This is a genomic window from Megasphaera geminata F0357 (assembly GCF_000239275.1).
Taxonomy (GTDB): Bacteria; Bacillota; Negativicutes; order Veillonellales; family Megasphaeraceae; genus Megasphaera; species Megasphaera geminata.
Window position 1 is genome coordinate 73,924 of record NZ_JH417605.1, and the last position, 20,385, is coordinate 94,308.

General features: G+C 48.4%; 24 protein-coding genes and 2 pseudogenes. 23 read left to right on the plus strand and 3 right to left on the minus strand.

Features of this window, described 5'->3' with window-relative positions; translation table 11 throughout:
- Positions 1–8 precede the first annotated feature (8 nt).
- The 21 genes and pseudogenes from HMPREF0080_RS07000 to dnaB all read left to right on the plus strand — a co-directional run bounded on the left by HMPREF0080_RS07000 (position 9) and on the right by dnaB (position 17,214).
- A complete protein-coding gene (locus tag HMPREF0080_RS07000; protein WP_245527253.1) occupies positions 9–587 on the plus strand; it encodes a polysaccharide deacetylase family protein in 579 nt (192 codons plus the stop codon).
- The gene (locus tag HMPREF0080_RS10945; protein WP_006790697.1) at positions 569–820 is read left to right on the plus strand and encodes a polysaccharide deacetylase family protein; all 252 of its coding nucleotides are present in this window, start codon (positions 569–571) and stop codon (positions 818–820) included. Before HMPREF0080_RS07000 ends, HMPREF0080_RS10945 begins: the two co-directional genes overlap by 19 nt.
- A 22-nt stretch (positions 821–842) precedes the next feature.
- Positions 843–1,784, plus strand: coding sequence for a phosphodiester glycosidase family protein (locus HMPREF0080_RS07005; protein ID WP_040347482.1), 942 nt, complete (start codon positions 843–845; stop codon positions 1,782–1,784).
- Between the two features lie 11 nt (positions 1,785–1,795).
- A complete protein-coding gene (locus HMPREF0080_RS07010; RefSeq protein ID WP_006790699.1) occupies positions 1,796–2,695 on the plus strand; it encodes a hypothetical protein in 900 nt (299 codons plus the stop codon).
- A 20-nt stretch (positions 2,696–2,715) separates the two neighbouring features.
- Positions 2,716–3,045 carry a hypothetical protein gene (locus HMPREF0080_RS07015; RefSeq protein ID WP_040347462.1) on the plus strand — a complete coding sequence of 110 codons (330 nt, stop codon included), beginning with the start codon at positions 2,716–2,718 and terminating at the stop codon, positions 3,043–3,045.
- Between the two features lie 12 nt (positions 3,046–3,057).
- The gene (locus tag HMPREF0080_RS07020; RefSeq protein ID WP_006790701.1) at positions 3,058–3,498 is read left to right on the plus strand and encodes a universal stress protein; all 441 of its coding nucleotides are present in this window, start codon (positions 3,058–3,060) and stop codon (positions 3,496–3,498) included.
- A gap of 165 nt (positions 3,499–3,663) precedes the next feature.
- Positions 3,664–4,338 carry a metal ABC transporter ATP-binding protein gene (locus HMPREF0080_RS07025; protein ID WP_050808847.1) on the plus strand — a complete coding sequence of 225 codons (675 nt, stop codon included), beginning with the start codon at positions 3,664–3,666 and terminating at the stop codon, positions 4,336–4,338.
- Positions 4,331–5,152 carry a metal ABC transporter permease gene (locus HMPREF0080_RS07030; protein ID WP_006790703.1) on the plus strand — a complete coding sequence of 274 codons (822 nt, stop codon included), beginning with the start codon at positions 4,331–4,333 and terminating at the stop codon, positions 5,150–5,152. The genes HMPREF0080_RS07025 and HMPREF0080_RS07030 overlap by 8 nt, the downstream gene beginning before the upstream one ends.
- Complete coding sequence (locus tag HMPREF0080_RS07035; protein WP_006790704.1) at positions 5,153–5,608, plus strand: Fur family transcriptional regulator; 456 nt, start codon at positions 5,153–5,155, stop codon at positions 5,606–5,608.
- Between the two features lie 329 nt (positions 5,609–5,937).
- The gene (locus HMPREF0080_RS07045) at positions 5,938–6,255 is read left to right on the plus strand and encodes an ArsR/SmtB family transcription factor (RefSeq protein WP_040347483.1); all 318 of its coding nucleotides are present in this window, start codon (positions 5,938–5,940) and stop codon (positions 6,253–6,255) included.
- 27 nt (positions 6,256–6,282) lie between these two features.
- Positions 6,283–6,771, plus strand: a complete 489-nt coding sequence (locus HMPREF0080_RS09255) for a SixA phosphatase family protein (protein ID WP_050808848.1) — start codon at positions 6,283–6,285, stop codon at positions 6,769–6,771.
- 15 nt (positions 6,772–6,786) lie between these two features.
- Positions 6,787–7,065 (plus strand): bifunctional hydroxymethylpyrimidine kinase/phosphomethylpyrimidine kinase, encoded by a 279-nt coding sequence (locus tag HMPREF0080_RS11375; RefSeq protein ID WP_006790708.1) that lies wholly within the window; start codon positions 6,787–6,789, stop codon positions 7,063–7,065.
- A gap of 37 nt (positions 7,066–7,102) precedes the next feature.
- Positions 7,103–7,585, plus strand: coding sequence for a bifunctional hydroxymethylpyrimidine kinase/phosphomethylpyrimidine kinase (gene thiD, locus HMPREF0080_RS11380; RefSeq protein ID WP_006790709.1), 483 nt, complete (start codon positions 7,103–7,105; stop codon positions 7,583–7,585).
- Positions 7,586–7,599: 14 nt separating this feature from the next.
- The gene (locus tag HMPREF0080_RS07060) at positions 7,600–8,523 is read left to right on the plus strand and encodes a hypothetical protein (RefSeq protein ID WP_006790710.1); all 924 of its coding nucleotides are present in this window, start codon (positions 7,600–7,602) and stop codon (positions 8,521–8,523) included.
- A gap of 257 nt (positions 8,524–8,780) precedes the next feature.
- Positions 8,781–10,443, plus strand: a pseudogene (locus tag HMPREF0080_RS07065) (ribonuclease J).
- An 80-nt stretch (positions 10,444–10,523) separates the two neighbouring features.
- Complete coding sequence (locus HMPREF0080_RS07070) at positions 10,524–11,477, plus strand: DUF2232 domain-containing protein (protein ID WP_006790713.1); 954 nt, start codon at positions 10,524–10,526, stop codon at positions 11,475–11,477.
- A 16-nt stretch (positions 11,478–11,493) separates the two neighbouring features.
- Positions 11,494–12,180 carry a hypothetical protein gene (locus HMPREF0080_RS10950; protein WP_006790714.1) on the plus strand — a complete coding sequence of 229 codons (687 nt, stop codon included), beginning with the start codon at positions 11,494–11,496 and terminating at the stop codon, positions 12,178–12,180.
- Positions 12,155–13,501, plus strand: a complete 1,347-nt coding sequence (locus tag HMPREF0080_RS09960; RefSeq protein ID WP_245527254.1) for a DHH family phosphoesterase — start codon at positions 12,155–12,157, stop codon at positions 13,499–13,501. The genes HMPREF0080_RS10950 and HMPREF0080_RS09960 overlap by 26 nt, the downstream gene beginning before the upstream one ends.
- A 2-nt stretch (positions 13,502–13,503) precedes the next feature.
- Entirely contained in the window at positions 13,504–13,950 is a 447-nt protein-coding gene (gene rplI, locus HMPREF0080_RS07080) for a 50S ribosomal protein L9 (protein ID WP_006790716.1), read from the plus strand.
- Between the two features lie 4 nt (positions 13,951–13,954).
- Positions 13,955–15,861 (plus strand): annotated as a pseudogene (gene lonC / locus HMPREF0080_RS07085) (Lon family ATP-dependent protease).
- Between the two features lie 9 nt (positions 15,862–15,870).
- Positions 15,871–17,214, plus strand: a complete 1,344-nt coding sequence (dnaB, locus tag HMPREF0080_RS07090; RefSeq protein ID WP_006790719.1) for a replicative DNA helicase — start codon at positions 15,871–15,873, stop codon at positions 17,212–17,214.
- 17 nt (positions 17,215–17,231) lie between these two features.
- On the opposite strand, the gene HMPREF0080_RS09765 is transcribed toward dnaB, so the two are convergent.
- From HMPREF0080_RS09765 to HMPREF0080_RS07100, 3 genes are read right to left on the minus strand one after another with little or no spacing between them, the layout of a single operon-like run.
- The gene (locus tag HMPREF0080_RS09765) at positions 17,232–17,789 is read right to left on the minus strand and encodes an epoxyqueuosine reductase (RefSeq protein WP_006790720.1); all 558 of its coding nucleotides are present in this window, start codon (positions 17,787–17,789) and stop codon (positions 17,232–17,234) included.
- Positions 17,692–18,111 (minus strand): QueG-associated DUF1730 domain-containing protein, encoded by a 420-nt coding sequence (locus tag HMPREF0080_RS11745; RefSeq protein WP_006790721.1) that lies wholly within the window; start codon positions 18,109–18,111, stop codon positions 17,692–17,694. The genes HMPREF0080_RS09765 and HMPREF0080_RS11745 overlap by 98 nt, the downstream gene beginning before the upstream one ends.
- Positions 18,108–18,806 carry a GntR family transcriptional regulator gene (locus HMPREF0080_RS07100; protein ID WP_006790722.1) on the minus strand — a complete coding sequence of 233 codons (699 nt, stop codon included), beginning with the start codon at positions 18,804–18,806 and terminating at the stop codon, positions 18,108–18,110. Before HMPREF0080_RS07100 ends, HMPREF0080_RS11745 begins: the two co-directional genes overlap by 4 nt.
- Before the next feature lie 140 nt (positions 18,807–18,946).
- Here HMPREF0080_RS07100 and HMPREF0080_RS07105 point away from each other — a divergent pair, with 140 nt between their 5' ends.
- Both HMPREF0080_RS07105 and HMPREF0080_RS07110 read left to right on the plus strand, forming a co-directional pair.
- Positions 18,947–19,438: a hypothetical protein gene (locus HMPREF0080_RS07105; RefSeq protein WP_006790723.1), complete on the plus strand. Its 492-nt coding sequence runs from the start codon at positions 18,947–18,949 to the stop codon at positions 19,436–19,438.
- Between the two features lie 196 nt (positions 19,439–19,634).
- A partial coding sequence (locus tag HMPREF0080_RS07110) for an amino acid ABC transporter substrate-binding protein (protein ID WP_040347464.1) occupies positions 19,635–20,385 on the plus strand: 751 nt, incomplete at its 3' end.

A 20,385-nucleotide genomic window follows, 5' to 3' on the forward strand; every position in this document is an offset into this window, starting at 1 on the left:
ATCATACTATGAGGAGGACTTGTCTTGCAGATTTGGAAGCTCCTTTTTTTTCTGCTGCTGCCCTGTCTTGTATTGGCAGGCTGCGGCACCGGCGGTCAGGAAAATACAAAAAGCAAAGACGGCAAGAGGTTGCCACGGCAGTTCCGGAGCAGGGGATTCCTGTCCTCATGTATCATATGATCGGCGATGCGGAGGATAACGACGCCGTTTTAAAGGAATCACACCTGCGTGCGCAGATGAAGTTCCTCAAAGATAATGATTTTCACCCCATTACGATGGAGCAGTTGTACGAGTATATTGTTTTTAACAAACCCGTACCCGTGAATCCCGTTGTCATTACATTCGATGACGGTTATCCGGATACGTATTCCGTCGTCATGCCGCTCATGAAAGAGTTCGGTTTTGCCTGTACTGTTTTTATTCCCACGTATGATGCCGATCAGGGGACCCGTTTGACCTGGCGGCAAATTAAAGAAATGCAGGCTTCGGGAATGACGATTGCCGGGCACGGCTATCATCATGAACGCCTGGCTGAAATGAGTGAAGCGGTTTTGAATGAAGAAGCGCAATGTGTCAGAAAGAGTTAAAGGAACAATTAGGCATTACGAATGAATATTATTGCTATCCTTACGGCTCGAACGACGCGGCGTCACAGCGAGTAATGAAAAAGAACGGGATCAAGCTGGCGTTTACGATGAGTCCCGGCTGGGCCAGGTATGGTGATAATCCGTATGCTATCGAACGCATTTGGGTGGGCAATGCGGTGGACATAGACAATTTCAGGCAGCGCGTGACGACACCGCGTTATGAAGAACGCTAAGCTTTTTGAGGTTGAGGTATATATGAAGATAGCTAAAGAAATCGGCAAGTTCTTATTGGTAACATTCCTGTTTTTTGCAGTGACGTCTCCCGTTGTCGTCCTTTTCGGACCGTTTGACAATATTAAACGGACCGTTGTCGGTGCTATTTTGAAGAGCCGTCATCCTCAGTATATTACATGGCTTTTTTCGCAAGAAGAAATTGATAAAATTCTCGGCGGCATCAGTACGGCACCGAGACAGGAACTCTTTGCGTTTACATCGCGGACGGATTCGTCCTTGAAATTAAAAAATATCGATTCCAATCGTTTCAAAGGCTTTCTGCTGGAAATCCCCGATCCGAAGCGAGTACAGATTGCTACAGCGGAAAACCTTGATGAAAAGGGCGACACGACGAGCGGTATTGCACAGCGTAACGGTGCTGTCGCCGCTATCAACGCGGGCGGCTTTTACGATGCCAACGGCACCGGTACGGGCCGCAGTCCTTACGGGTTTATCATTCACGACGGCAAATTTGTTCTGGGACAAAATGTGTCGGACGGCGAAGTTAATGAGTTTGTCGGGTTTACGGAGGGAGGGAACCTCATTGCCGGCAATTACAGCAAGGGTGAATTGATTGCGATGGGCGTCAAGGAAGGTATCTCCTTCGGCCCGGCACTCATCGTTAACGGCGAGAAAATGATCACCAGCGGGGACGGCGGTTGGGGCGTAGGGCCGCGCACGGCTATCGGACAACGCAAGGACGGGACCGTCCTTTTTCTCGTTATTGACGGACGGCAGCCGTCTTACTCCATCGGCGCGACCTTGAGGGATGTTCAAAATATACTCTATGAAGAAGGCGCCTATATTGCGGCCAACCTTGACGGCGGCTCGAGTTCGACCTTGTTTATGAACGGCAATGTCGTCAATAAACCGGCCGATCTCCTCGGCGAACGTATGATCCCGACGGCGTTTATTGTGAAGTAGGAGGCGCGGCTATGAAACTGAAAAAAGTTGTACTTACTTTTATTGTCGGCATCTTGCTTCAGGCGGGTATATATTATTATTTGGATACGGTCCTTTTTGCGGCGACGTCCGATTACCAGATCGGCAGTACGAATCAGCAGGAGGCAATGGGCTTCGGTGTCGTGCCGGACGGACAGGCATATTATTCTTTTGATAAACGATTTATGGCGACCGTCGTCGGTGATACGGTTACTATTTATCAGGCCGGAAAGAAAGGCGAACCGCAGCGTGTCAGCCTGCACGGCCGTAAACTTTCGTTCTTCGAATGGCTGCCTGATCGTAATTTAGCGATTTTCGCCAGCTACGGCCGTGATGACCGGACGGACCAGTACGGCGTTTATATTGCGCAGTATAATCCGCTGGCGCCTGAACGGGAACTCGACACGGAAATTGAAAATGCCCCGTACGACAGTAAGATTGTCGATGTGGCATATTCGGTAGCGACGAATGTCGTCTATATGAAACTTGAAGTAGGCGAAAATAAATATCGTATTTATCGTACCGATGCGAATTATGATACGCGGCGAATTCCCGTACAGGCCGAAAATATCGGCCGTATTGCCGTATTTTATGACAGAGACGTGTTTTTCTATGATAATCTGCGCACCGGTGTCGTTTATATGCTCGAAGGGGATACCGGCACGTGGCGTGAAATTTCTCCGAACGGCCGTTTCCGCCTTATCGGTATCGACGGCCAGGAGATTTATATTGCCGAAGTCAATGCGGACGGTAAGGTTATCGCCGCTTATCGCGGCCGCTTGAGAAAGGGATTTACGAAAATTGCTACGTACAGCACGCCGGAAGATTTCAGCAAGATTACGCTGGACAGTATGCATGAAGCTTCCGATAAAGCCGACAGTCATACGGAATGACAAGTAAGGGAGGTGGCCTTATGGCAAAAAATAAAATCCCGAAGAACCGCTCTCTTGAAGATATGTTTGCAGGCGTGAAGGAAGAGCTTACTTTTGAAACGGCCGATAGGGACGATGAAGCGGCTATATCCGCAAAAGCGCTCGGAAAACCCCGATTGCGGCAGACAAAAGGTGATTTGCGGAAACAATTCTTTACAGACGACTTGCAGGAAAAAGTGGGGGCCATCCTATTGGATATTAAATTGGCCTATTATAAGGACGGTGTCGGCGATATATCGTTGCAAGTGGTTAAAGACGGCAGGAACATCGTTATCAAGACGGCTCCGAAAACCGGAAAACACAATACATAAGGTGGTTTTACAATGAACGGATATAAGAAAATTGTCGTTCCCTATGACGGTTCGACACATGCGCAATTGGCATTGGACCATGCGGCATCTCTGGCAAAGGTTACGGGCGGAACTCTCATTATTCTGTATGTCGCTTCCCTGACGTCGGCCATGACGCGGATCAGCGGTTTTTTCGGCAGTTATGATGCCGGCGCCGTAGCGGAGCAGGTACAGCAGAAAGGGGAAGTTGTTTTACATAAAGCAAAAGCGTCTGTTCCTGTAGAAATTGAAACGGACGAGATTTTTGAAGTCGGTTCGCCCGGTGCCGTCATTATCAGTGTTGCCGACCGCATCGGGGCCGAGCTTATTGTTATGGGCTCCCGCGGCCTCGGCACTTTTGCCGGCGTCGCTCTGGGCTCTGTCAGTACTTACGTCCTGGAACACGCGAAGATTCCCGTAATCGTAGTTAAATAGAAAGTCTTGCCTTCCTGCTTTCGGTTGACGGTCCAGAGCCGTAACCGGAAGCTTTTTATATACGACTTATGCGGGAAGAGCTGCGGCAATGTCTTTATGCAAACGGCTTGCATTTGCGCAGGGGCGCATATATAATTAAGTTTGTACAGGGGAGGGGGCATACTCGTGCTTACATTGAAAAATATCTGTTTTTCGTATGATATCGGCTCGCCGTATGTCTTAAAAGATATTAATCTGACTGTAAACGACGGTGACTATATTTCCATTGTCGGTGAAAACGGATCAGGGAAGAGTACGCTTGTAAAAGTCTTACTGGGACTGCAGACACCCTCGGAAGGTACGATTATCAATGATTTTAAACGGATATCATATGTGCCGCAGCGTTTTGAGTCGTTAAACCGCCAGTTTCCCATTACCGTACGGGAAGTTATGAATTATTACCGTAAGGTAATGAAGCTCAGCGATAAATCTCTTATCACCGCCTATCTGCGTCTTGTCGATATGGAAGCATACGGCGATTCACTTATCGGTAATTTGTCGGGCGGTCAGAGCCAGAAAGTATTTATTGCCCGCGCGCTCATGGCACAGCCGGAGCTCATCATTCTGGATGAACCGTCTGTCGGTATCGATGTACGCAGTCAGTCCGAGCTTTACGGGCTCTTGCATAGGCTTAATAAAGAAGGGCTGACAATTATTGCGGTTGAACATAATTTGCGCGCCGCCAAACGCAACTCAAACTTTATGTACCATATTGACAACGGGCGGGGACATCTCTGCTCGCCTGCCGAATATGTGCGCGAGTATGTTTCGGCCAATACGGGGAGCGAGTCCTATGTTTGAGTATATGTTTATGCAAAACGCTTTTATCGTGGCAGTCCTGATCGCTCTTGTCTGCCCCCTGATCGGCATATTTCTCGTCCTGCGCCGCTATTCTATGATTGGCGATGCCTTAGCCCATGCTTCTCTGGCAGGTGTCGCTGTCGGCCTGCTGGTGCATGCCAATCCTGTTATGAGCGCTTTTGCGGTAACGTCGTTTTTCGGGTTGCTGATCGAGATGCTGCGGAATAAGTTTAAACGGTATGCCGAATTGATACTCGTTATAATTTTATCCTTCTCCGTCGGTATCGCCATCACGATTATCAGTTCCGGCGCCGTTCGGGCAAATGTAGAGTCTTTTCTTTTCGGCAGTATGCTGACCGTGACAAATGATGATGTCATTTCCGTTATTATCCTCAGTGCCGTAACGGTGGTGACGGTTGTTTTTCTTTTTCCCCAGCTCGTCATGCTGACTTTTGATGAAGATGCGGCAAAAATTGCCGGCGTAAAGAGCCGGATGATCAATTATATCTTTTCCGTTCTCGTGGCGGCGACTATATCCGTATCCATTCGCGTTGTGGGGATTCTCGTTATCAGTTCGCTTATCGCCCTGCCGGTAGCAACGTCACTGCAATTACATCGCGGCTTTCGCAGCACGATGCTTTATGCCGTCTTTTTCAGTCTTTTCGATGTCATTGCCGGACTTATTCTCTCTTTTGAAGCGGGGACGGCACCGGGCGGCCTGACGGCGGTTATTTCCGTGATCGTCCTCCTTGCGGTTATTGCGGTTATGCAGATGCGCCGTATTATTGACGGAAGAAGGAGGGAGGTGCGTTAAATGGTGTGCGAAGATCGTTCAGAGCTGCTTCATCAGTACGGGTTGAAAAGCACAAAGCCGCGTAATGCCGTTCTTCACGTGCTTGTCGGGCAGAACGGGGCGCTGACGGCGGAAGAGATTTATCAAGCCCTTTTACGAGCGGGTACGTCCGTGAATTTTTCTACTGTCTATCGTGTATTGGAGCTTTTCGCGGCAAAGGGGCTTGTAAGAAAAAACTTTTTTCCCGATCTCCGCAGTTACGGTTTTTCATTGATGTCGGTCGGGCATACGCATCATCTCATATGCATGCGTTGCCATAAGAAAATAGATATATCTCACTGTCCGCTCGGTGATTTTGAAGCCGTCGTCGCGGCAGATACTGGGTTCGAAATTAAGGGACATAATCTTGAACTGTATGGATATTGTGAAAAGTGTCGTCATGAAACGGGCGGATATATATCGGCAGAGAAGAAGTAATTATGGCGGCTGCTCATGCCGTTGCAAACACTGCGAGCCGTTTTTTCGCGCTGCCCGGCGGTGTGAGACGGAGGCAGGGATTGGTGTTCATATGCCTGCAGAAAGCGAAAATACGTGTACGAATGTTTATTAATTGGCCTGGAATTGTGATTGATGAGATAATTCACGCGTTTTTATATAGCATATGTATGGAGTTACTTGTAAAAACAGTATAATCGGTCTGTCCGCATGTGCTATAATAATACATACCGTATAGACCATGATTCATCATATTCGGGAGAAAGAAGGAAAATGACATGACGGAAAAAGAAGGGCGCGCGACCGGACATATGTCCTGCTTACCTGCAGGCGAAGGCGGTCCCGTTATGAAAGATAAATATATTCAGCCCTTAGCCGATATTTATAAGGTTCTCGGTGACCCGACGCGATTGCGTATTCTACATGTTCTTTTGCATAATGAAGTGGCCGTGTCCGATATTTCACGGCAGATTAACATGGGGCAATCGGCAGTATCGCATCAACTTCGTATTTTGCGTAATGCCAGATTGGTCCAATTTCGCCGTGCCGGTAAAGAAGTATACTATTCTTTGTCGGACAATCATGTTTATACATTGCTGGAAGTAGGCTTGGAGCATGTTTCCGAGTAGGCGTTGTCGCGTAAAGGGGGAGACGCCGTGTATATCTGGCTTATGCGACACGGGAAAGCCGACGCGGACAACGGCGGCAAGGATGAAGACCGCCGGCTTTCGCTGCGAGGCGTTACCGATGCGGCGGGAATGGCGAAAGTCATAAAAAAACATATGAATGCCCGCCGTCCCGTTATTTATGCGAGTTCTTTCGCCCGCGCCGTAGATACGGCCCGTGCCGTTGCAAGCGAGCTGGGGTGTCTGCCCGTAAAAGAATCATCGGATCTTTCGACGGGAGATTTAAACAGTTTTTATTGCCGTGTATTGCGGCAGGAAACTGAGAATGATATTATTTGCATTGGGCATACGCCGTATCTTGAGGCGTGGCTGCATACCTGGACCGGTTCGGTTCTCCGCTTTTCCCGGGCCGGGGTGGCGCTTGTCGAGTATGACCCTTATGACGGGCCTGTCGGCAAGGGGGAGCTTATAATGTATGTGCAGCCGGCTGTCCTATCCCTCTTGCGGGGATGTTTTTGAGGAGGTCTTTGACATATGATGAAACATGTCTTGTCCATTGCCGGCACGGATCCGTCGGGAGGTGCCGGTGCGGCGGCGGACTGTAAAACTTTTTGTGCCCACGGCTGCTTTGCGCTGAATGTCATTACCGCTGTTGTATCACAAAACACACAAGGCGTCCGCGATTATATGGATGTTCCGCCCGCTCTTATTGCATCTCAGATTGATGCGGTCTTTGAGGATATTTCCGTTGATGCTGTGAAGATCGGCATGGTCAGCGTACCCGAAACTTCGTGCCATTGTCGGCAAGCTTGAGCAATATAAACCGCCTGTTGTCGTCATTGATCCGGTTATGGTCGCCACGAGCGGTCACCGTTTGCTTGCGCCGAAGGCGGAAGCGATTTTAAAAGAGCTTCTCTTGCCGTGGGCAACCGTCCTTACGCCGAATATTCCGGAAGCGGAAGTTTTGGCGGAGATGAAAATTAAAAGTCTTGCCGATATGGAACGTGCTGCCGAAAAAATTGTTGCGCTCGGCCCGAAAGCCGTTCTCGTCAAAGGCGGTCATCGTACGGAAGATGCGACGGACATCCTCTACGACGGCAAGCGGTTCCATTACTGTAAAGGCCGCCATATTGAAAGCACAAGCACGCACGGTACGGGGTGCTCTTTATCCAGTGCCGTCGCAGCCGATTTGGCAAACGGAATGACTCTTGCCGATGCCGTGAAAGAAGCTAAACAGTACGTCTTTGACGGTATTGCGCATGCTGAACCGATCGGCAAAGGCCATGGGCCGATCCATCATTTCTATGAACTTTACAGAAAAGCAGGCATGTGAAAAGGAGATATATAATGAAGCTTAAAATATACGCAAAGCGCAGTTTTACAGCCATAATGGCCGCCTGTGCCGTTTCCTGTTCCGTTTTTGCGGCAACGCCGACGGAAATTTATCAATCAGCCGTTTCCAATATGGCAGCTCATCCCGACGGAGTCTATACTGTTCATGTCGACACACAGATCCCCTTTGCCTTAGATTCGGCACTTAATCAGACTATATCCGTGCAGATGGTTCCGTTCCGAGTGAAAGGTCATACGGATATTGCTTCTGCCGGAATGGCCGAATTTTTCGGCCGTGCCGATATTTATGCCGAGCAGAACGGTGATATCCTGAACTGTTATTACCGCAAGAATGACGATGCGTGGAAAGCCGGCGAGGAAAAACTGAAAGACGCGACGCCGTTGGCTGAAAAAACGGTAAAAAGAACCGTGTCCGTTGCTTATTTGAAGAGTGTTACAAAAGTAGCGGATAATACTTATGCTGTAACGGTCGACCCGGCGATGTTGGATATCGGTGCGATTATGAGGGATATTCGCGCTAAAAAGGGTGACGACAAAAATCTGAAAGATATTGAAGGCGTTTTGAATGCAGTGAAACAAAGCGGCCCCGTTACGGCGACAGTAATGATTGATCCGTCACGTAATAAGATTACTCATTTTGAAATGCCTCTTACGGGACAGCTTCGCAGTCTTTTAACCTATGCCGTTGTGTCTTCAGACGGCATGATGACGCCTGCCGAACAGGCTATTGCGCAGCAAGTTGCCGATAACAGCACGGTAAATCTTACGCTTGATTATGCTGAATTACCTGAAGGGATTGACCTGACCGTGCCGCAGTACGTAAAAGATCAAGTTCTTGCCAGGGACAAACACGGAACGGGAAAAACTGTCAATGCGGCATTTGAAAAACACCGCAACGGGACGGGGGAAACGAAATAATTCGTTTTATGAAGGCGATTCTTGTTTTGGCGAGAATCGCTTTTTTGAGGTTGCGGGAAACCAATTTTGCGATATTAATATAAATATTTTTAAACAATTCTTTTCGTAAAACGTCTGTCTTACTGCAATATATATTGACAGATTACGGAAAAAAGCGGAGAATATGAAGAAATGTAAAACGGACGTGACTTGTAAAGCCCGAAGCGGGCATTCATATAAAAAACGTTTTGTTTAAAATTAAATAGGAGGAATATATCTTGGCAAAAAAGGAAAAGCTTATGGTTATCCCTTTGGGCGGTCTTGGGGAAATCGGTAAGAACATGACGGTTATCCAGTACGGTGATGATATCATCGTTCTTGATGCCGGGTTAGCCTTTCCTGATGATGACATGTTCGGCATTGACCTTGTTATCCCCGACATGAGTTATCTCATTGAAAATAAAGATAAGGTTAAAGCCGTTGTCATTACACACGGACATGAAGACCATATCGGCAGTCTGGCTTATTTACTGAACGAAATCAACGTGCCCGTGTATGCGACAAAGCTCGTTTGCGGCCTTGTTGAGGGAAAACTGAAAGAAAATCATATAGGACACTATACCTTAAATGAGGTGCGGCACGGAGATGAGGTGCAGATCGGCTGTATGAAGGTGGGCTTTATTCACACCAATCATTCCATCCCCGATGCAAGCGCTCTTTATTTTAAAACCCCTGTCGGTACTGTCGTTCATACAGGAGACTTTAAAATCGATCTTACTCCTGTCGACGGCCTGTTGATGGACATGCACAGATTTGCCGAACTCGGCCGCCGCGGCGTTCTGCTTCTGATGTCGGACAGTACGAATGCGCTCCGCCCGGGCTATACGGAATCGGAGCGGACTGTGGGCGAAGCCTTCCGCAAAGAATTTAAGGAAGCGACAGGACGTATTATCCTTGCGACTTTTGCGTCGAATATCTCTCGTATTCAGCAGGCCGTTAACACGGCTGTCTTATATAAACGCAAGGTTCTTGTCCTGGGCAGGAGCATGGTCAACAATGTGGCCGTTTCTCAGGAGTTAGGCTATTTGGAAGTGCCTGAAGGCGTATTTATTGAAGCGGACGAACTGAACCGCTACACGGCCGATCAGATCCTTATTTTGACGACGGGCAGTCAGGGGGAACCGATGGCAGGCCTGTCCCGTATGGCGTCGAACAATCATCGCAGCGTCAGTATTATGCCCCGCGATACGGTTATTATCTCGGCAACGCCTATACCCGGCAATGAAACAGGTGTAGGACGTACAATCGATAATCTCATGCGTCTCGGCGCCAATGTCGTATTCGGTAAGGATAAGGGTATTCATGTTTCCGGCCACGGCAGTCAGGAAGAATTGAAGATCATGCTCGGCCTTATCCTTACCGAAATATTTTCTGCCCGTTCACGGTGAATACAGAATGCTTAAATGCCACGGCGAATTGGCTGTGGAAATGGGCGTTGAGAAGGATCATGTCCTCATCGGGGATAACGGACAGATCTTTGAATTTACCAATCGTTCCGGCCAGAAGGGCGGCCGCGTCAATGCGGGTCGTGTCTTTGTTGACGGATTAGGTGTCGGCGATGTCGGCAATATTGTTATCCGCGATCGCCAGCAGTTGGCGATGGAAGGCATGGTTATTGTCGTTATGACCCTGGCCAAGGGTACAAGCCATGCCCTGGCGGGGCCTGATATCGTATCGCGGGGCTTTGTTTATGTACGCGATTCGGAAGAGCTTATGAGTGAAGCTCATGATAAGGTGGCAGCTGTTTTAGAACGGTGTGAAGATGAACACATCCGCGAATGGTCCGTCATTAAATCTCAAGTACGTGATACGCTCAGCCGGTATCTGTTTGAAAAAACGAGGCGCCGCCCCATGATTTTACCGATTATTATGGAAGTGTAATTTTATAACCATGACGACAGCGGAGGTGGCTACCTCCGCTGTTCTGAGTATAATGAAGATTTTGAAAAGGAGAGCTGACAGTGGAAAAGCTACATACCCTCTCTGCCATTGGCCGTGCCGTTATCCTGACTGCCGCCGTGGCGGAGATATTGGCAGTATTTCCGGCTACATTCCCTATGAGTTATTTGATATTTCCCTTGCCTGTCGGCATGAGCTTTTTCGCGTACGGCCTGCGTCGCGCTGTTGTAACGGCGCTCGGCATGACTGCCGTGGCGGCCCTGATTTCTTCGCCGCCGGCGGCGTTATTGCTCTTGGCATTTAGCGGGCCTTACGGTTTTTTTGCAGGGGCGTTTTTCCGCTACGGCTGGTCCCTGAAAAAGCTTATCGTACTGACTGCCGCGTATATTGCCGTGCTTATGACACTGTTTTTTGCCGCCCTCTACGTCACTATGGATATTAATGTCTTTGCTGCAGCGCGCCAGGAGCTGGATGCTGTTATTACCCGAGGGCTAGCGAATGTTGCTGACACAGGTATCTCGGAAATTGAACTGATGAATACGCGACGTAATGTTACTGCGGTGCTTGAAGTCCTGCCTCTTATCATACCTTCGGCTATAATAATTGCCGCGGCGGTCATAGTGTATTGTACGGCTAAGGTATGTCGTTTTATTATGTGCCGTTCGGGTCTTGCTGTGCCTCCCGTTTTGCCTATCCGTTTTTGGGAAATGGGCAAGCCTGTGGTATACTTATATGTGTTGGCTCAGGTCATGCAATACTGGGGGACGACGAGAGAAATATTCCTTCTTAACGGGGCCGGCGTTAATCTGGATACGGTGACCTTTTTTCTCATCTCGTTGAATGGGCTGGCAGTTATCTTCTTTTTTTTACAGCGACACTTTCAGATCGGTGCGGTTACACAGGGAATCTTAGTGTTCCTTTATTGGTTCGTACCCGTACCGACTCAATATATTACGTTTTTATCGGGTATGGCGGATATTCTTTTCCGCTATCGCCGCAAATATCGCGTCGACTGATGCGTTAGGAGAAATTATGCTTAAAAAGTTATTTTCAGGTAAGGCTGAATTCGTTTATTTTGCGGTTATTCTGATTCTGCTGGTTCTGATTGCTTTATATAATTGGGTTATTGCCGTATTATCTCTTATTTTGATTGCCGGTGTTTTTGTATTGATGCACAAGAGCGATACGGAACGGAATCGGGAAATCAGCCGCTATTTCGACGCCATCTCCAAGAGTGTCGATCAGGCGACAACCTATGCCGTGCAGAATTTGCCTATCGGTATTGCCATCGTCGATAAAGGCGCCGGTCTCTGCTGGGCAAACAGTGTGTTTTTCGATTGGATAGGCTCGGCGGAAGAAAATGAACGCCTCGATCGGTCCATGCCGAATTTACAGATTGAAAAGATGTGGGGCAAGGCAGGTTATTTTTTTGAACTTATTAATGAGCGTCAATACCGTGTCGTCTATAAAAGCCTGCAAGGAGAAGCGACTGACGGTGACGGCTACTTAATTCTTTACTTTGACGATATTACGGAAACGGAACAACAGAAGATCCTCTGTCTTAAAGCCATTCCCGTTTTCGCGGAAATTGAAATCGATAATATGGAAGAAGCGGCTAAAGGTATGACTGCGGTTCAGCAGGCTACGTTGTGGACGGATGTGAATAACCTGCCTTGTCAGCGAGTTGACCGACTTGGGCTGTTATATTCATTCATATAATAACGGCAAGTACTTTGCCTGCCTGAGCAGGGATGCCCTGGATACATTGAAGGAAAATAATTTTTCATTCCTTGATAAAATCCGTGAAATCCATACAGTCAATCGTATTCCCGTCACTATCAGTATGGGTGTTGCCGCGATTCCAGAAGAACTGGTCAAATCGGGACATACCGACTTTGACGGATTGGCGGAAAAATCCCGTGCCGGTCTTGATCTGGCTCTCGGGCGCGGCGGCGACCAGGTAGTAGTTTATGAGGATGACGGCGGGGCCCGCTTCTATGGAGGTAAGAGCCAATCCGTAGAGAAGCATACACGTGTTCGCGCACGCGTCGTGGCACAGGCTATGCGGGAATTGGTCAACGCGTGTGATTCTATCCTCATTATGGGCCATACCCGCGAAGATTACGACAGTCTCGGGGCGGCTGTCGGTGTTGCGCATATGGCGCGTCTTTCCGGCAAACCTGTACATATTGTTATGAGCGATCAGAGTGATTCAGTGCGGTACCTGGTTGATCAGTTGAAAGCCGATGAAATTTATAATGATATGATTATTTCCGCCGATGAAGGTCAACGTATTTGTACGGAGAAGACGTTGCTTTTTGTTGTTGATACGCATCGCGGCGATATGACGGCGGCGAGCAAACTCCTTGAAATGACGCCTCATCGTGTCGTTATCGATCACCATCGTCGCTGCGCCGATTTTATTAAACGCCCGCTTCTGACATATATGGAAACATCCAGTTCGTCAACAAGTGAGCTCGTCACGGAGCTGATTCAGTACTACCAGGAAGATGTGGAGCTGGACAAGCTTGAAGCGACGGCGCTCTATTCGGGTATCGTCGTCGACACGAAGAATTTTGCCGTCCAAACGGGCGTACGCACCTTTGATGCAGCCGCATATCTGCGCCGTTGCGGTGCCGATCCGGAAATTGTGCGCAGTCTTTTCAGTGCAGACTTTGATACGGTCAAGCTGAAGGCCGAACTTATTTCCAGGGCTACGATCAGAGACGGTGTGGCTATGACCGATTGCGGCCATTTGGAGGAAAACGCGACCATGATGGCAGCCCAATTGGCGGATCTGCTCATCAGTATCAATGATGTTAACGTCAGCTTCACATTTTATGAGCTGGCTGAAAATGTAATCGGTGTCAGTGCCCGTTCAAAGGGGCTTGTTAATGTGCAACGGGTTATGGAACTTCTCGGAGGCGGCGGACACAGCAATGTGGCCGGCGCTCAATTGAAAGGCGTCACGTCCGCAGAAGCGCAGGCCGCTGTTTGGAAAGCCCTGAAAGAAATTACGGTAGAAAAGGAGACGGAATAGAGATGAAAGTGATCTTGCTGCAAGATGTTAAAAAACTCGGCAAAAAAGGTGAGATTGTGGAAGTGTCCGACGGTTATGGCCGCAATTATCTGCTTGCGCGCAAACTGGCGGCTCCCGGCACGTCTGAGAATATTAACGATGCCAAGCAGAAAAAAGCCGCTGCCGACCATAGGGCGCAGGTTGCTTCCGATGAAGCCGTTGTTTTGGCAAGTGAGTTGAAAAAAGTGGAGCTCACTATTCCCGTCCGCATCGGTGAAGGCGGTAAAGTCTTCGGTGCCGTTACGGGCAAGGATATCAGTGATGCCGCAAAAAGGCAGTATGACCTTGATTTGGATAAACGTAAGGTGGAAATTAAAGAGCCTATCAAGGCTTTGGGTACATATGACGTTATTATTCGCGCGCATCCGGCAATTACAAGTGTTATCAAAGTCCATGTAGTCGAAGGTTAAGTATATGAAAGAATTGTTGGAGAAGCTTTTACAACGGCAAAAGTATTTGGAGCCGACAGCGGAAGAAGAATTGCGTCGGCAGGTGAATGTTCTTTACGGTGCCTTTACAGGACTTATCGGCCCGGAAAAAATGGTTCTCCGTGCCAGTAAATACTCAGCCCTGGCTTATATTCATTCAGAAGATCCGCGGCGGCGGCTGAAGGGATTGCAGCGCTTGGTCTATGAAGATGCTTCGTATGAACAGGTGCCGACGGACGAAGAAGTGGTAGATGTCCTCAATGATTTGGAAAGTGTCCTCGCCGAAATGCTTGCGCGTCAGGCCGTTGAAGAACGGTGTAAAGGGAAGTTTTCCCAGCGTATGGAAGAAAAACAGCAGGAGTATGTACAGGAAATCAAGATGCAACTTATTCAGGAAGAATTGCATGACGTGGAAACGCCGCAGACACAGCAGAAATTGGCTCGCCTTGAATCACTTGATCGCGTAAAGTTGGCGGCCTCCGTCATGGAAGCGGTGCGCCCGAAGCAGTTGGATCGGATTGTCGGGCAGGAACGGGCTGTCGAAGCGATGCGCAGTAAGCTTGCTTCCGTTTATCCGCAGCATGTGCTCTTGTACGGTCCGCCCGGAGTCGGTAAGACGACGGCGGCGCGTATTATTCTGGAAGAAGCAAAAAAACTTCCCTTTACACCGTTTGAGGCGGATGCGCCTTTCGTGGAAACGGACGGTACAACTTTACGCTGGGATGCGCGCGATATGACGAATCCGCTTATCGGCTCCGTTCATGACCCCATCTATCAGGGGGCTCGCCGCGACTTGGCGGATACGGGTATTCCCGAACCTAAACCCGGTCTTGTAACGGAAGCTCACGGCGAGGACACTTTTATTGATGAAATCGGCGAAATGGACCCGCTCTTATTGAATAAATTGTTGAAGGTTCTTGAAGATAAGCGCGTCAAATTCGATTCTGCTTATTATGATGAAGCGGATCCGAATATACCTGCGTATATTCGGAAGCTTTTTGCCGAAGGCGCGCCTGCCGATTTTATTCTTATCGGTGCGACGACGCGGAGTCCGCAGGAAATCAACCCGGCCGTTCGTTCCCGTTGTACCGAGGTGTTCTTTGAACCGCTCGAACCGACGGATATCAAAAAAATTGTGGAAAATGCGGCCCACGATTTGAAGGTTGTTTTGTCTGCGGCGTTTCGTCCTATATCAGTGAGTTTACGGTCGAAGGCCGAAAAGCCATCAATATCCTCGCAGATATGTACGGGTATGCCGTATATACCGGAGGCGGTGCCGATGACGTGACCATTACGATGGAGCTGGCAAAGCACGTTGTTCAGATCGGCCGTTTTATACCGTATGCGACGGAAAAAGCTTCGGACAAACCTGCAGTAGGTAAGGTCTTCGGTCTCGGGGTGGCCGGCTATCTCGGCTCGGTTATCGAAATCGAAGCGGTGGCCTTCTCCGCCCGTAATGAAGGGAAAGGGTATTTTCGCTTTAACGATACGGCCGGTTCCATGGCAAAAGACTCTCTTTTCAATGCGGCTGCCGTCGTGCGTGCCGTGACAGGGAAGGAACTGTCCGATTATGATGTGAATATTAACTTTATCGGCGGCGGTCAGATTGACGGCCCTTCTGCCGGCACCGCTGTAACGGTCGCCTTGATTTCCGCTATTACAGGAAAGCCTGTCCGACAGGATATTGCCGTTACCGGCGAAATTTCCGTCAGCGGTAAAGTGAGAGCTGTCGGCGGTATCTTTGAAAAAGCCTACGGTGCCGCTCGAGCCGGTATGAAAGATATGATTATACCGGCTGAAAACAAGGACGATATTACGGAGCATCACTTGAATATGCACATCCATGCCGTGACAACGATTGAAGAAGTATTGAAGCTCTTGACTGTTGATTAGGAGAACCGTATGGAACAACGTATACCGCCTCAGAATGTAGAAGCCGAACAGGCTGTTTTAGGGGCTATGCTTATTGAGCACAATGCCGTTATTACCGCTCTGGAGAGGCTCAGCATCGATGACTTCTACAGAGATACGCACCGTATAATCTTTGAGGCAATGGAACATCTATATAGAGAAAATAAGGAGATCGATGTCATTACCTTGCCGGAAGAATTGCGGCGCATGAAGAAGCTTGAAGAAGCGGGAGGATTGGAGTACCTTCTCAGTCTGCCTAATCTTGTCGCTACGGCGGCAAATATTGAATATCATGCCGGGATTGTCGCTGAAAAAGCGCTTGCCCGCAACCTTATCCGGACGTGTACGGATGTGGCGGCCGACGCGTATGACGGTGAAAAAGATACAGAAGAGATTCTCGACAATGCGGAACGACAAATTTTTCATCTTGCCGACCGCCGCAAGCGCGGTGACTTCGCTTCTGTCGGCAAGGTTGTCGACGAAGCTCTCGACAAGATCGCTAAACTTTATGAAAATAAAGAAGGTCTTACGGGGTTACCGACGGGATTTCGCGATATTGACCGGCTGACATCGGGGCTGCAGCCGTCGGATTTTGTCCTTGTGGCAGCCCGCCCGAGCATGGGTAAAACCGCGTTCACTTTGAATATCGCTCAGAATGTAGGTGTACGGCAGCATAAGACGGTTGCCTTCTTTTCTCTGGAAATGTCACAGGAACAACTGGTGCATCGATTGTTATGTCAAATTTCGCATGTTGATTCCCAGAAACTGCGCACAGGGCAACTCAATACGGATGAAGAATGGCAGAAGCTTACGGAAGCATGCAGCAAGCTTTATGATGCACCTATTTATATTGACGATACGCCGGGTATTTCCGTTGCTGAGATGCGTTCCAAGGCACGTCGCCTGAAGGCGGAACACGGGCTTGATCTGATTATCGTCGATTATCTTCAGTTGATGCAGGGGAGAAATTCCGAGAGCAGGCAACAGGAGATTTCCGATATCTCCCGTTCCCTCAAAGCCTTGGCGCGGGAACTTAAAGTGCCCCTTGTCGCCTTGTCACAGCTCAGTCGCAGTGTGGAAAGCCGGCAGGATAAACGGCCTATGCTCAGCGATTTGCGCGAATCGGGCGCCCTTGAACAGGACGCGGATCTGGTCTCCTTTCTCTATCGTGAAGACTATTACAATAAAGAAACAGAAAATCAGCATATTACGGAAGTTATTGTGGCCAAACATCGTAACGGTCCTGTCGGTACGGCCAAGCTGTATTTCAGAAGTGAATATACCTTATTTATGAATCTGGACACGCAGCACGGCGATATGCCACCTACAGAATAGAAAAAAGCACGTCGGAATCAATCTTCCGGCGTGCTTTTTATATATCCGTCATTACGGATGAGTATTTTTTTGCCGCGCCAGGCAAAGGCACGTTTGCCGTAGGCCTCTTTGAATTCTTTGTTTGTCATGGCCGCGACGGCCGCGATGTCGAGACGGGTCAGGAGATTTTGTCTGAATTCGGGAATAGGTGTAGGCGCCGGGGTTCTGTTATGGGCGCAGACACGTTGACATTCATCACAACCGAAGATATAAGGCGTCTTGCGGATAATCCTGATTTCCTCACTGCTGAGGTCTCCTTTTTTTTGAGTCAAGTATGATTTGCAGAGACGATAGTCATAGTTTTTTCCGTCAAAACAACGGCCGGGACAAATCTCTTTACAGCGGCGACAATGAATGCATTCCCGTGTTGACGGCGTATCAATTTCCAAGACGGCCGTCGTCACGATGGTACCGATGAAACAATACGAACCGTAGTTTTCATGGATGAGACACTGATTGTCGCCAATAAAGCCGAGACCGGCCATGCGCGCCATATAGCGGTCGGCTAAGGGCGATGTATCGACGACGGGAAACATATTCGACAAGGGGCTCGGCCTCTTTCATGAAGTCTCCGATTTTATGTAAGTAATTCCGGATAATCGTATGATAATCAAGAGAATGAGTATATAAGGAGAGATTACTTTCTGTCGGGTAACCGCAAAAATAAGGAAAGAGGACGACGATTAAGGATTTCGCTCCGGGCAGTATTTTTTCCGGTTCATACCTTTCTCTGCCTTGACCCGTTGCGAGCGGGCAAATCTCCGCATCAACATTTTCAGCAGGCAACTGAGCCGGAGCGATACCGACGGCATCCAGACCGAGAGACAGACAAAAGGATTTTATATCTTTGCTTGTCATAGAGCCGGGTCACTTCCCGCTCTGTCGGCCGCACCGGAGACAATGTAGCTGTATGCCGATGTATAACAAATGTTCAGATGGGTTTCCATCGCGGCGGCGGCTTTCTCAACATCACCGAGACGTAAGGCGTTGACAATTGTTTCATGTTCCTGCGCCGCCTCATGCACACGGTTAATGCGGCTATAGAGTGAATTAATGCCCGTGCGCTTGATTTTGTCGCGCAGTTCGTCAACAAGGCTGCGCAGGAGACTGTTTCCCGTAGCGGCAACGATAATATTGTGGAATTCCGTATCGCTGAAAATAAATTCATTATATGTAGGGATGGCCTGTTCGGCCATTTTTTTTTGTTGTTTTACAAGGAGCCGTAAAATTTCGAGCTGGTCTTTGGTGATTTTTCCGCAGGCCAAACGAACTGCCAGAACTTCCAGAGCCGTGCGAATCTGGAAAATATGAGTCAGATTTTTTTCATCCAAATTACGTACGACAATACCTTTATGGGGAATATAACGCAGCCACCCTTCTTTCTGGAGTTGGCGCATAGCGGCGCGGACAGGTGTGCGACTGACGCGAAACTCTTCGGCCAGGGCCCGCTCCGTCAGGACTTGGCCGTCCTGATATTTTTGCTCTAAAAGCCTGTTTTTTACAATTGTATAGACCTGTTCTTTTAAAGCAGGTGACTTGTTTTTTTTCATCATTGACTCCTGAACACGTTGTATCTATACGTGTATCATATACTATAACGCCGATTCTTGCCAAGTCCGCCATACAGCCGTAAAAGGATTGAGTACGGCACAGCCCTAGTGTACAATAAGGGCAGTAAAAAGGAGGTGCATTTATGAAAGAAGAAGAATTACAGCAAAAATTCTCGTGCGGTACGATTGAAACAACCTATGAGAATGGGCGCATAGCCGTGCTTAGCGGCCAAGGGAGCTTTGCCTTGGCCGGCATATATTTCTTTAACTTGTTCATGAATGCGCCTGATATATATATGAAACTTTATCCCTTATTGGGCCTTGTGTTTTGTCTCTATCGTATTTACAGGCAACGTGATGTTGTTTGCTATGTTGCTGAAAAAGGCCTTATTGTAAGGCGAAATTGTCATACCCTTCAGGAATTGCTGGCTGAACAGGTAAGAGGCACGGAACATCTTGTTTTCATCCCGTATGAGCTTATTTTCTCCGTTTCCAAAACCTGGGCCGATTTTGAGTTGGGACAGGCTGAGATCGGCGTTATTGTCGTACAACCCGTACGGCTCCGCTATCTTTCCAAAGAGGCCAAACAAAGTATTTTTGCTGTAATTCAGAAGGGCCAGGAAAAAGATGATTAAAAGATAGTATACTGTCAAATAAAAGAAAAAAATGAAGAAAGAAATAAATAATAGCATCGTTTTTAACTCTAAATAACCTTTACTATTTTAATGTGATAAAGTAAAATAATTTTGTCTCAAGATATAAAGACTACAGCTGTAAGATATGAAAATTAAAACCTACAGTATAACGTGGAAAGTGCGGGAGGAATGTAAGATGAACTGGAAAAAATGGACGGTTACGGCAGCGGCAATCATAATGTCGGCAGCGGTTTTAACAGGGTGCGGTTCCGATTCGGCAACAACGGAGCAGAAGCTGCCCGATAAGATTGTCATCGGGTTTGACGACAACTTTCCGCCTATGGGGTTCCGCGATGAAAGCGGTAATATAGTCGGCTTTGATATCGACCTTGCACAGGAAGCAAGTAAACGCCTCGGCGTTTCCGTTGAATTCAAGCCCATCGACTGGGACAGCAAAGAAGCGGCGCTGAAGAGCAAACAGGTAGATCTTCTTTGGAACGGCCTTACCATTACGGAGGAACGCCGGCAGCAAATCGCCTTTTCCGAACCGTATATGAAAAATGCGCAGCTCCTGGTTGTCCGCGCCGATTCGGCAGTGAACGACAGAGCCGGGCTTGCAGGCAAGGTATTGGGCACACAGGAAGGCAGCAGTTCTGTCGACGCATTAAATAAAGCGGCGGACTTTAAGTCGTCTTTAGGAAATGTTAAAATGTACGGAGACTTTGTGGCGGCCCTCATGGATTTGGAAGTCGGACGTATTGACGGCGTCCTTGTAGACAGTGTTGTCGGCAGATATTACATGAGTAAGAAACCGGATCAGTTTAAAGTCATTGATCGGAATATGGGCGATGAAGAGTTCGGCATAGGCATGCGTAAGGAGGATACGCTTTTGAAAGAAAAAATTGATGACGTCCTCCGACAGATGAGTGAAGACGGCACGATGACAA